Here is a 13,082-nt window from a genome sequence, read left to right on the forward strand (position 1 = left end):
GCCATTTTATTCACCCTCTTAATTCATACGCTAATAACTGGCTTTGGTACTTTTAGACAGCAAGCCACTACATCTGGAATAACATCACCTGAGATTTAATCAAGCGGACAGTTCAGTCACCATTTTCCTGGTGAACTAAGCTCAAATCAATCCCACTAATGACTCAACCATAAAGCGCTCATCTAACTAATCTCTCTCAACAACAATCGTTTTATTGACTCCTTTTTAAAGGTGCCTGCTAAATATGAGTGCTCATTAATGATGCATTGATTACTGACTCTTTTTTTGCACTCTTTTTTGCACTCTATGTGTGCGTAATCGTCATTGTGTTGTGCAATAAAAGTCGTCCACAAAAGAGAAATAACAATAAACGCTTTTAAAACAATGTTATAGATAAAGTAATAATGATGGCATTACCTTTGCTCTACATAACTCAATCGATGATGAGTATTAAATAAGCCTGCTTATTTAATTGACTAAATTTTAGGAGTGGTACATGAGCGGTCAAGAAAGTCTCAATATATTTTCATTCAAAGGTAAGATGAAAGCATTACATATGAGCTGGATAGCGTTTTTCATTACGTTTGCTGTTTGGTTTAACTTTGCTCCCTTGGTGTCAGTTATTGCTGATTCATTAGGGCTAACAAAAGCTGAAATAAAAACATTAATGTTATTAAACGTAGCGTTAACCATTCCAGCGCGTGTTGTCATTGGTATGCTTACCGATAAATACGGTCCGCGCTTAACATTCGCTGTGTTACTTGCCGTGTGTAGTATCCCTTGTTTTATGTTTGCGCTTGCAGATACGTTTGAACAAGCGGCACTTTCGCGCTTCTTAATAGGTTTTATTGGTGCGGGTTTTGTTATTGGTATCCGTATGGTTTCTGAATGGTTCCCCGCTAACGAATTAGGGACGGCTGAAGGTATTTATGGGGGTTGGGGGAACTTTGGTTCAGCTGCTGCTGCCATGTCACTACCTACACTAGCGTTAGCCTTTGGTGGTGAAGATGGCTGGAGATACGCCGTTGCTTTTACCGGTGCATTAAGCTTGATTTTCAGTGTTATCTGGTATCAAAACGTAACAGATACACCTAAGGGATCGACGTATTTTAAGCCTAAACAAACAGGTGCAATGGAAGTTACTTCAACGGGCGACTTCTTCTTATTACTCATTATGAAAATCCCTATGTATGGCGCTTTAGCTTTACTCACCTGGAAATTATCACCTGCTGGTGTCAGTTTATTAACAGAACAAAGTGCCATCATTGCCTACATTAGCTTAGTGGTTTTGTTTGCCATTGAATTAAAGCAAACCATTAAAGTAAACAGTCACTTATTTTCAAAACCAGTCGAAGAAATTCATCGTTACGAATTCAAGCAAGTCGCGGTGTTAAATGTGCTTTATTTTGCAACTTTCGGTTCAGAGTTGGCCGTTGTTTCAATGTTACCGTTATTCTTCGCCGAAACATTCGAATTAAGCATGGTTTACGCCGCGATGTTAGCCTCTACTTATGCCTTTATGAATTTAATGTCTCGTCCTGGTGGTGGTTGGTTATCAGACAAGTTTGGTCGAAAGAAAACCTTATTAATTTTAACAGCAGGTTTAGCTGCGGGGTATTTTGCCATGTCAGAAATTACCGGAGAATGGCCATTAGCTCTAGCAGTAGTAACGGCCATGGTTTGTTCTTTTTTCGTGCAAGCAGGTGAAGGAGCCGTATTTGCAGCAGTCCCCTTAATTAAACGTCGTTTAACAGGACAAATTGCGGGTATGACAGGCGCTTACGGGAACGTGGGCGCGGTGGTTTACTTAACCGTATTAACCATGGTTGATTACTCGACTTTCTTTATGGTGATTGCCGCTACCGCTGTGGTAGGCTTTATTACATTACTCTTTATGGTAGAGCCAAAAGGCACAATGACGGAAGTACGTGAAGACGGCACAGTTGAATTAATTAATGTCGGTCACTAAGCTAACATGAGTGTTATCAATACAGAAAAGCAAACGCCCCAAAGCACGGTTGTAGATTTACAACTATGCTTTGGTGGTTTTTCTCATAAAGGTTTAAAGGCAGAAAACCAAGACGCTTTTGCTGCTATTGTGCCAAAAAAACTTGAATTACGCGCTAAAGGCGCGGTTGTGGCGATCGCAGATGGAGTATCGAGCGCAAGTAAAGCCGCTGAAGCTTCACAACTTGCGGTCACTCAATTTATTCAAGAGTATCTTGCTACGCCCGAAACATGGTCTACACAGAAATCTGCCGCTAAAGTATTAAGCAGTTTAAATAACTGGTTGTATTCACAAAGCGGATTTGTTGATGCTTTAGTTAATCAAGACTCTCCTCAATGGCTAACGACTTTTTCAGCGCTTATTGCTAAATCAAACACCGGTTATATTTTTCATGTTGGCGATACCCGTATAACAAAATATCGCCAGCAACAATTAGAAATTATAACCCGTGCTCATAATCGTAAACAAATAGGGCAACAGGATTTATTAACACGCGCATTAGGTGCTGATAGCCATTTAGAAGTTGATGTTTATCAAGTTGATTTACAGGCAGGAGATTTATTTATGCTAAGTTGTGATGGTATTCATGACTTTGTTAGTAAAGCTGTTTTTAAAACACTCTTTGATTCATTGCCGTTATCACCCAATAAGTCTGACTTAGAAGCACTTTCTGAAAAAATTGTTGCCACCGCACTTGAGCGCGGTAGTCATGACAATGTGACCTGCTTACTGGTTTATATTGACGCGATACCGAATCGGAAACTGGCAGAAATTGAACGCGATCTAAGTTCAAAAGCGATCCCTCCAGCATTAAAAGTTGGGCAGAAGCTTGATGATTACCTCGTTAAAAAAATAATACACGCCAGTATTCGTTCACACTTGTATTTAGTCGTCGATGTTAGAACAGATAAGCCTTATGTGTTAAAAGCCCCCTCTGCTAACTTTTCTGATGACGCCTTTTATTTACAAGGTTTTATGCGAGAAGCTTGGGTGGGAGAACGCATTAAACACGTTAATGTCATGCGTGTATTATCTGCTAAAAAAGACAGCCAGTTTTTATACCATGTATGTGAATACATTAAAGGGCAAACCCTGGGTGAATGGTTACATGACAACCCTAAACCTAGCATTGCCCAGGTTCGCGATATAATGAAACAAGTGATTGGCGCATTACGATCATTTCAACGTTTAGATTTAGTTCACCGCGACTTAAAGCCCGACAATATTATGATCGATGAATATGGTCAAATTAAATTGATTGATTACGGCACCGTATTTGTCGCTTCGCTTGATGAAAACCAAGAAACAATAAAAGAACAAGTGCCACACGGTTCATTAAATTATATTGCGCCTGAAACCTTATTGCATATGCAAGCTGATTATCAAAGTGACCTATTCTCATTGGGGGTTATTTGTTATGAAATGTTATCAGGTGAACTTCCTTACAAACCAATGCAACGTGCTGAAGTCACCATTAAAAATTATAACGATATACAATATCGTAGCATTAAACAGTTTCGACCAGAGCTGCCCTTGTGGTTAGATTTAAGCCTTCAAAAAGCAACGGCTGCAGACCCAAGACAGCGCTATAGAGCATTTTCAGAATTTTTTAGTGATTTAAATAAACCGAGTTCATCTGCCGTTGAAGAATACAAAAACCAACCCTTGTTAAAGCGTGATCCTATCTTTTTTTGGCAATTAGTATCAACCTTATTGTTTATTGCCTTGGTGGTATCTTTAGTTAATTAACCCGTTACCCCTTTACTTCTTCCCCTTTGCACTTATCGCTCATTATTATGATGCACACCTCTGGTGCGTTCATGCCTTCACTGCAGTGCAAAATCTCTGTTACAACTCACACCTAAAACACTATCTAATTGAATTTATTAAAAAAACTACTTGGTTCGTTTATTGCAAATAACAAATCATTATCTAATTCTGCTAATACAGCAGTAATTTAAAGAAGTAGGGTTCCAAAAATGAGTACACAACCTCAGAAGATCGTCGTCGTTGGTAATGGCATGGTTGGCCATCACTTTGTTGATGAAATGGCGAAACATACCGGCTATGAAATTACCGTTCTATCGGCTGAAGACCGTTTAGCTTATGACCGCGTTCACTTATCAGAGTACTTTTCTGGAAAAACTGCTGATGATTTAGCCATGACTACGCCAGCATATTACAACGAAATAGGCGTTAATTTTTTTACTAACGCAAAAGTCACTAATATTGATAAAGCGGCAAAAACTGTTACGACTGAGTCGGGTGACATTTTCGCTTACGATAAATTAGTTATGGCGACAGGATCATACCCCTTTGTTCCCCCTATTCCAGGTAAAGAACGTGACCATTGTTTGGTTTATCGTACTATTCAAGATTTAGAAGACATTCAAGCGTCAGCTAAAGCGGGTAAAGTTGGTGTGGTTGTTGGTGGGGGGTTATTAGGTTTAGAAGCCGCTAACGCCCTTAAAGAACTAGGCCTGCAGACACACGTTGTAGAGTTTGCCCCACAATTGATGGGCGTGCAATTAGACAAAGACGGCGGCGCTTTATTGCGTTCAATGATCGAAGGTATTGGTGTTCAGGTACATACGCAAAAAGCCACCAATGAAATTATCGACGGTGAAGAATGTGTTCACCGAATGAATTTTGCCGATGGAACACATTTAGAAACTGACGTTATCTTATTCTCAGCCGGTATTCGCCCCTATGATAATTTGGCACGTGAATTTGATTTAGCGGTTGGCGAGCGAGGCGGCATTGTGGTTGATAACAACTGTAAAACCTCTAACGAAAATATTTACGCTATTGGTGAGTGTGCTTTGTGGAATAACTTTATTTTTGGTTTAGTGGCGCCAGGCTACACTATGGCTAAAGTGGCTGCCGATAACATTATTGGCGGTGAACAGCAGTTCACTGGTGCAGATATGAGCACTAAACTAAAATTAATGGGTATGGATGTGGGATCGATCGGCGATGCTCATGGCCGTACTCAAGGTTGTAAAAGCTACGTCTATTCAAATCAACCTGACCAAATTTATAAAAAAATAGTAGTCAGTGCCAATGGTAAAGAATTAATAGGTGCGGTTTTAGTGGGTGATACCAGTGAATACGATACCTTATTGCAATACGCATTAAATGGTATTGAATTACCAGAAAATCCCGACGGTTTAATTTTACCCAGCTCAGGCGAAAAACCCACCTTAGGCGTGGATGCTTTACCTAATACCGCAACTATCTGCTCATGTTTGAATGTCACCAAAGGCGATATTATTGCTGCTATTGATTGTGGCGCCGTTGATGTCGGTGAAGTAAAGTCTTCAACGAAAGCAGGAACAGGCTGTGGTGGTTGTGCCGCCTTATTGAAAAAAGTAACAGATCACGAATTAGAAAAACGTGGGGTAGAAATTAGCACTGACCTTTGCGAACATTTTGCTTACAGCCGGGTTGAGTTATTTCACATTGTGCAAGCAGAACAAATTAAAACCTTTGACCTGTTAGTAGAAAAACACGGATCAGGTTTAGGCTGTGAAATTTGTAAGCCAGCAGCTGCGTCTATTCTCGCTTCAGTTTGGAACGATTACATATTAAAACCCGACCATGTATCACTACAAGACACCAATGATGTCTTTCTAGGTAATATGCAAAAAGATGGTACTTATTCTGTCGTTCCCCGTATGCCAGGCGGTGAAGTAACCCCAGATAAGTTAATTGTTATTGGTGAAGTCGCTAAAGAATATAACCTCTATACCAAAGTAACAGGCGGCCAACGTATCGATTTATTCGGCGCACGTGTTGACCAATTACCGGCGATATGGAAACGCTTAATTGATGCAGGTATGGAAACTGGTCATGCCTATGGCAAATCGTTACGTACGGTTAAATCTTGTGTTGGCAGCACTTGGTGTCGTTACGGCCAACAAGACAGTATGGCAATGGCCATTTTCTTAGAAGATCGCTACAAGGGCTTGCGTTCTCCTCATAAAATTAAGTTTGCGGTCTCAGGCTGTACACGCGAGTGTGCTGAAGCACAAAGTAAAGACATTGGTATTATTGCTACTGAAAACGGATGGAACTTATACGTCAGTGGCAATGGCGGCATGAAGCCTCGCCATGGCGACTTATTCGCGACTGATTTAGATGATGAAACCTTAGTGAAATATATCGATCGTTACTTAATGTTTTATGTGCGTACCGCAGATCGTTTAACCCGTACTTCTGTCTGGTTAGAAAACCTAGAAGGCGGCTTAGCCTACATGGAGAAAATAGTTAAGGACGATCACTTAGGGATTAATGCTGAATTAGAAAAGCAAATGCAAAATGTCGTTGATACCTATCAATGTGAGTGGAAAACAACCATCGAAAGTGAAGAGCAATTAAAGCGTTTTCGTCAGTTTGTTAACTCTGACACTGTCGATGGCAACATCGAATTTGTTACTGAGCGTGATCAAATTAGACCCGCTCAAGGTGATGAGAAAAAATATGGCGTTCAAATTCAAGCCGTTGATTTAACACCTGCATAAATACGTTTACGAATAAGGAAAATAAAATGACAACAGAAAATAGCTGGCAAACCATTTGCTCAACCAGTGATTTAATTAAAAACTCAGGTGTTTGTGCCTTATTAGCAAACAAAGAACAAGTGGCTTTATTCCAAGTAGGTAAGGACACCGTTTATGCTATTTCTAACTTTGATCCCTTTGGTAAAGCAAACGTTTTATACCGTGGTTTAATTGGTGAAACTAAAGGTAATATTTACGTTGCTTCGCCCTTATTAAAACAACGCTTTGTTTTAAATTCAGGAGCCTGTTTAGATGATGATACCTTAGCGATTAAAACCTATCAGACACGTGTTACCGATGGAAAATTAGAAGTATTTGGTTAGACATTTAATTTTATTCTTGCTTTAAAAATCCCAGTTTAAGTGCTTAAGCTGGGATTTTCACTTTTAGTGATTGCATGATAAGTGTATTAACTAATTAGCAGGATAATTATTAACGCTAATAGCGTAACAAGTAGACGATTGGCGATGAGATAATAAAAGTCACCTAAGTAATTACTTGCATCATCAGCTAGTTCTACGTCAACAACATCTTCAGTAACACGGTCAGAGTGACTAGCGCGCAAACAGAAAAATTACTTTGCTCAATATTGGCAGACCAAAGGTTATTACTCTGTTCATCCTTATACGCTTTATTTATTTTGGTGCAGACTTGCATCAGAAACTAACAAAATGCAGATAAAAAAAACCATTAAAGAAACAAGTCATTGATATTAAACGATTTACCTTACTGGCATAAAACCTGCTGTATCACTTAATAATATAACTTCTTATTTTCTCTAGTTTACTAAATTGACAAAAAACACCTTATCTTTACTGAACAAACATCTGATGTTGCTCATGTAGATAATAATATTTAGCCGTTGGTCGCTAACCAGTAAAAAGCATAAATTTAACGCCGATTTTAAAAAGAAATTCAAGGAATACAGCATGCAACCAGTTCGTCAACTTTCAACACTGATTACATTAATTTTGTTAGCAAGTGCCAGTGCTTCAGCAACCGCAAATAGCGAGACTAAAGCTAAGGCCAGTATAGATTTAAACTTGCGATATGAAACAGTTGATCAAGACAATACCAAAAAAGAGGCCTCAGCGTTAACGCTAAGAACCCGTCTAAATTACACCAGTGCTAGCTACCATGATTTTACCGCAGTTGTTGAATTTGAAGACTCACGCCAAGTGGCGGGTATTAACAAGTATAACGATGCCGTGGGTAATAATACTGAATATGCTGTTATTGCCGATCCAGAGACGACTGAATTAGACCAAGCTTATGTGCAATACAAAAAAGATGGGATCACCGCTAAAGTCGGTCGCCAAGTACTGACCTTAGATAATCATCGTTATGTTGGGCATGTAGGATGGCGTCAAGATAGACAAACATTTGATGCCGCGACCATAACTTATGACGCATTAGACAATGTAAAAATGAGCTATAGCTACATTAATAAACGTAATCGTATTTTTTCTAATGAAAAAGATTTTAATGCAAAAGACCATTTACTTAACCTCGCCTACAAAACGAGTTATGGCAAACTAACCGCATACAGCTATCTCTTAGAAGTTGATGAAGGAACCGCTAATAGCTTAGATACTTTCGGGGTGAGTTTTAACGGTAAAAAAGACAAGTTTTCATATTCAGCCGAATTTGCTACTCAAGATTCAGAGAGCGGCGCAACTGACTACTCTGCAAGCTATATGGCCATAGAAGGTGGCTATAGCTTTGATGTGGTAACCCTTAAATTAGGTGCAGAAGTTCTGGGCAGTGATGATTCAATGGTTGGGTTTTCAACACCACTGGCGACACTGCATAAATTTAATGGTTGGGCAGATCAGTTTTTAGGCACACCAAAAGAAGGCTTGGTTGATCTTTATGCCTCTGTGTCAGGTAAAGCATTCGGCGGCGGTTGGACAGTGACAATTCATGATTATTCTGCTGATGAATCAACCGATACCGTTGATGATTTAGGTAGCGAAATTAATGCCGTTTACGCGAAAAAATTCGCTAAGAATTATAAGGCAGGCTTAAAGTATGCGGCTTATTCAGCAGGCGATTCTACTGCAGGTAAAGTTGATACCGATAAAATTTGGCTTTGGGTAAGTGCAAATTTTTAGCTCTCCAAACACACTTATAATGATAACGATCTACAGGTTTGTTAAGCGTTATCACAAATTGTAACCCCATATCACTATTGCAGCAGGTAAATAAAATTAGCTCAAGTAACCAACAAATCATAGAGAAACAAAAAGTTGTCGTGGTCGGTAACGGCATGGTGGGTCACCATTTTGTTGAGCAATTAGCTCAATTGAACACAGCTGACCAAGCCATTAAGATAACCGTTTTGTCAGCAGAGCCTCGCCTTGCTTATGACCGTGTTCACCTTTCAACATACTTTAGCGGTAAAACAGCGGCAGATCTGGCCATGGCTGACGAAACAACTTACCAAGATTGGACGGTAAATTTTCAAACTAATGCCAAAGTTGTTGATATCGACCGCAGCAATAAGCATGTTGTCACGCAAAACGGCCAAGTTATCGCTTATGACAAACTCATCTTAGCCACTGGCTCTTATCCTTTTGTACCGCCTATTCCAGGAAAAGACCGCGAGCATTGTTTGGTTTATCGCACCATAGATGACTTAGATAAGATTCAAGCCAGCGCAAAGGTCAGTAAAGTAGGGGTAGTTATCGGCGGTGGGTTACTCGGCCTTGAAGCTGCAAATGCGCTAAGCCACTTAGGCTTAAAAACCCATGTCGTTGAATTTGCGCCACAATTAATGGGAGTGCAAATTGATGCGGGTGGAGGTCGTTTATTAAAAGAAAAAATTGAAGCTTTGGGTGTTAAGGTGCATACATCAAAAGCCACCAGCGTAATTGAAGACGGCGAAACCTGTCGTTACAAGCTTTGTTTTAGTGATAATACCGAGCTAGAAGCTGACCTTATTTTATTCTCCGCAGGTATTCGCCCTTATGACAATCTAGCTAAATCATTCGCACTTGAAATGGGCGAACGAGGCGGTATTGTGATTAATAACCACTGCCAAACCTCAGATAAAAATATCTATGCCATTGGCGAATGTGCCCTCTGGAACAACTTTATTTTTGGTTTAGTGGCGCCGGGTTACCAGATGGCTAAAGTGGCGGCAAAACATATTATGGGTGAACAAGCCTTGTTTACCGGTGCCGATATGAGTACCAAATTGAAACTCATGGGGGTTGAAGTAGGCTCAATAGGTGATGCACATGCAAAAACAACCGGGGCAATAACTTATACCTATCAAAATCAACCGGCGGGCGTTTACAAGAAAATTGTTATCTCTAGTGATAAGAGCAAAATGCTTGGTGCGGTATTAATTGGTGATACCCGTGAATACGATACGTTATTGCAATATATGCTTAATGCCATAGATTTACCGGCATCACCCGAAGCGCTGATATTGCCTTGGTCAGATGAAAAGCCAACATTAGACGTTGGTGCACTACCTGATAGCGCCATTATTTGTTCATGCCATCAGGTTACAAAAAGCCATATTATCAGCTCAATCGATCAAGGAGCTTGTACCCTAGATGATATTAAAATTTGTACTAAAGCCAGTAGCGGATGTGGCGGTTGTAGCGCTTTATTGAAAAATCTGGCTGAGGCAGAATTTGAAAGCCGTGCTGTGAACGTTAAACAAGATATTTGTCTAAATGTCATCGAATAAAATTCGAACATAAATAAATAAACAAAACATCCCATATAAAGCGGGCTGTATATCATTCTCTGTTTTAAAGGTAAATTTTATGAGTTGTTCTCAATCGTCACATATTGTTCAATCAACTTGTGCATACTGTGGTGTAGGTTGTGGTATTGATATTACCGTTAACAATGGCAAGGCCAGTGCATTAGTCGGCACTATAGAGCATCCCGCCAACTTTGGACAACTGTGCGTTAAAGGTACCAATTTATTAGCCACCACAGATTTAACCAACCGCTTGCTTGAGCCACAAATAAATAATAAAACGGTTGATTGGTCAGCGGCGACAAATCATGTTGCCGATAAATTTACACAAATTATTAAAGAGCATGGCCCTGATGCCGTGGCCTTTTATGTCTCTGGACAGCTACTGACTGAAGATTATTATCTGGCGAATAAATTAATGAAAGGCTATATAGGTTCAGCCAATATTGATACCAATTCACGCCTTTGCATGTCTTCAGCGGTTGCCGCTTATAAGCGCAGTTTCGGTGAGGACGTTGTACCATGTAGCTATGACGATTTAGACAGTACAGAGCTGTTATTAATTACCGGCTCTAATGCCGCTTGGACCCATCCGGTATTATTTCAACGTATTGAACGTGCTAAAAAACGTAATCCAGCGATGAAAATTGTGGTTATTGACCCGCGTAAAACCGCAACCTGTCAAATAGCTGATTATTTTTTACCGATAAAGCCAGGCACTGACGCCGCATTTTTTAACGGTCTTTTAAACTACTTAAGCGCTAACAATGGCTTAAATAATGAATATATTGCACAGCATACCCAAGGTTTCGAACAAGCTTTATTAGCAGCAAAAAAATGGTCACTCGCTGAAGTATCAGCCTATTGCGATCTTGACCTACAAACCCTTGCCAGTGTCTATCAATTATTTGCCGACACTGAAAAAGTACTCAGCTTTTATTCAATGGGCATCAACCAGTCAAACTCAGGCACTGATAAGTGTCAAAGCATTATTAATTGTCATTTAGCCACCGGAAAAATAGCCAAAGACGGTTGTGGGCCTTTTTCTATAACGGGTCAACCCAATGCTATGGGCGGTAGAGAAGTGGGAGGTTTGTCTAATCAATTAGCCGCTCATATGGATATTGAAAACTCTGAGCACCGCTCAACAGTGCAACGTTTTTGGCAGTCCCCCACTATCGCGGTTAAAGCAGGTTATAAGGCAGTTGATCTGTTTGACGCTATCGATGAAGGTAAAATAAAAGCGGTCTGGATAATGGCAACTAACCCGATGGTAAGCTTGCCCGACGTTAAAAAAATAGCCCAAGCATTAAATAAATGTGAATATGTTGTGGTCTCAGACTGTGCTGAAAACAATGATACGTTAGACTTTGCTGATGTAAAACTACCGGCAACGCCATGGCTAGAAAAAAACGGTACTGTTACCAACTCAGAGCGCCGAATTTCGCGCCAAACTAATGCTATAGCTCCGAGCGGACAAGCAAAGCACGACTGGCAAATTATTGCGGACGTTGCCACAGCCATGGGTTTTTCAGGCTTTGACTATTCACACGTTAGTGAGGTATTTAGAGAGTTCGCTCAACTGTCAGGTTTTGAAAATAACGGCAAACGTGTCTTTGATATCTCTGCATTTTCAGCCATTACTCCACGACAGTATAACCGTTTAAAGCCTCTACAATGGCCAGTTAATGATACCTATCCTGAAGGTAAAAAACGTGTTTATGAAGAGGGTAAGTTTTCTACCCCTTCAAGTAAAGCTGTCTTTTTTCCTATTACGCCACGCCAGCCAACTCAAAAATTATCCGCTAAATTTCCCTTTAGGTTAAACAGTGGTCGATTAAGAGATCAATGGCATACGATGTCTCGAACCGGCAAATCCCCTCAGCTCACCGCTCATACCGATAAATGTTACCTTTATATTAATCCTGATGACGCGGCGCGATTAAGCATAGTAGATGATGAAATAGTCAATATTTCATCAAACACTGGGCAAGTAAAAGTGCATGCAAAGTTAGATAAAAACCAGCGCTCTAATGAATGTTTTATGCCTATTCATTGGAATAAGCAATTTGCGTCTAGCGCAAATGTTAACAATTTGTATGCAAGCATTACTGACCCGTTTTCTGGTCAACCTGAAATGAAGCATGGCGCGATCGCATTAAGCAAAACAGACTTTGCCCAGTTTGGTCAACTTCATCTTAGCGAAGAATTTATCGTGCAATGCCAAATGAGTAATGACTTTTGGAATAAAGCACGCACCCATTATGGCCTTAGTTATCAATTTGCTAATATTGAATTTGAAAGTGACCTTTTAAATTGGTGCCAAACAAGCAGCCATATATCTGGTGAGTGGCACCAATTTAGCCAAGCAGGCACCTCTTACATTATTTGCTTACAAGCCAATAAATTAGTTTTCTTATGTTATGTGTCAACAACACAGCCCCGTATTGAAAGCGCATGGCTTAATTATGCTTTTGGTCAGTCATCTCTAAGCGAAGCCAATATTAAATCTTTACTCGCAGGGACTTCAAGTGAAGCGTTCGCCAAAGGTAAACAAATTTGCAGCTGCTTTAATATTGGTGAAAAAGACATTATAGGCGCCATTAAAGGCGGCTGTAGTTCTGTTGAACAATTAGGAGAGGGGTTAAAATGTGGCACAAACTGTGGTTCATGTAAATCAGAATTAGCTGCATTACTTAGTGAACATCACATCGATAAAACCACATTAATTAACAGCACTTGGAGTGAATAATGGATAGCGCTTGTCAGTAAATGTAAAGCTTGTGAGTAT

General features: G+C 40.0%; 7 protein-coding genes and 1 pseudogene. 7 read left to right on the forward strand and 1 reads right to left on the reverse strand.

Annotated elements, in window-relative coordinates; all coding sequences use genetic code 11:
- Positions 1 to 496 precede the first annotated feature (496 nt).
- The 4 genes from A3Q34_RS06970 to nirD all read left to right on the forward strand — a co-directional run bounded on the left by A3Q34_RS06970 (position 497) and on the right by nirD (position 6,893).
- Positions 497 to 1,969 carry a NarK family nitrate/nitrite MFS transporter gene (locus tag A3Q34_RS06970; protein WP_070374708.1) on the forward strand — a complete coding sequence of 491 codons (1,473 nt, stop codon included), beginning with the start codon at positions 497 to 499 and terminating at the stop codon, positions 1,967 to 1,969.
- A gap of 6 nt (positions 1,970 to 1,975) precedes the next feature.
- Positions 1,976 to 3,757, forward strand: a complete 1,782-nt coding sequence (locus tag A3Q34_RS06975; protein WP_070374709.1) for a bifunctional protein-serine/threonine kinase/phosphatase — start codon at positions 1,976 to 1,978, stop codon at positions 3,755 to 3,757.
- Between the two features lie 230 nt (positions 3,758 to 3,987).
- Positions 3,988 to 6,531: a nitrite reductase large subunit NirB gene (gene nirB / locus A3Q34_RS06980; protein ID WP_070374710.1), complete on the forward strand. Its 2,544-nt coding sequence runs from the start codon at positions 3,988 to 3,990 to the stop codon at positions 6,529 to 6,531.
- 26 nt (positions 6,532 to 6,557) lie between these two features.
- Positions 6,558 to 6,893 (forward strand): nitrite reductase small subunit NirD, encoded by a 336-nt coding sequence (gene nirD, locus A3Q34_RS06985; protein WP_070374711.1) that lies wholly within the window; start codon positions 6,558 to 6,560, stop codon positions 6,891 to 6,893.
- 86 nt (positions 6,894 to 6,979) lie between these two features.
- Here the strand turns inward: nirD and A3Q34_RS20450 are convergent, their stop codons facing one another.
- Positions 6,980 to 7,135, reverse strand: coding sequence for a hypothetical protein (locus tag A3Q34_RS20450; RefSeq protein WP_157470868.1), 156 nt, complete (start codon positions 7,133 to 7,135; stop codon positions 6,980 to 6,982).
- Between the two features lie 364 nt (positions 7,136 to 7,499).
- On the opposite strand from A3Q34_RS20450, the gene A3Q34_RS06990 reads away from it, so the two are divergent.
- From A3Q34_RS06990 to A3Q34_RS07000, 3 genes and pseudogenes are all read left to right on the forward strand, one after another.
- On the forward strand, positions 7,500 to 8,684 hold the full coding sequence (locus A3Q34_RS06990; RefSeq protein WP_070374712.1) for an alginate export family protein: 1,185 nt from the start codon (positions 7,500 to 7,502) through the stop codon (positions 8,682 to 8,684).
- Between the two features lie 116 nt (positions 8,685 to 8,800).
- Positions 8,801 to 10,255, forward strand: a pseudogene (nirB, locus tag A3Q34_RS06995) (nitrite reductase large subunit NirB); the annotation flags it as partial.
- A gap of 97 nt (positions 10,256 to 10,352) precedes the next feature.
- The gene (locus A3Q34_RS07000; protein WP_070374713.1) at positions 10,353 to 13,043 is read left to right on the forward strand and encodes a nitrate reductase; all 2,691 of its coding nucleotides are present in this window, start codon (positions 10,353 to 10,355) and stop codon (positions 13,041 to 13,043) included.
- Positions 13,044 to 13,082 lie beyond the last annotated feature (39 nt).

Source organism: Colwellia sp. PAMC 20917, assembly GCF_001767295.1.
Taxonomy (GTDB): Bacteria; Pseudomonadota; Gammaproteobacteria; order Enterobacterales; family Alteromonadaceae; genus Colwellia_A.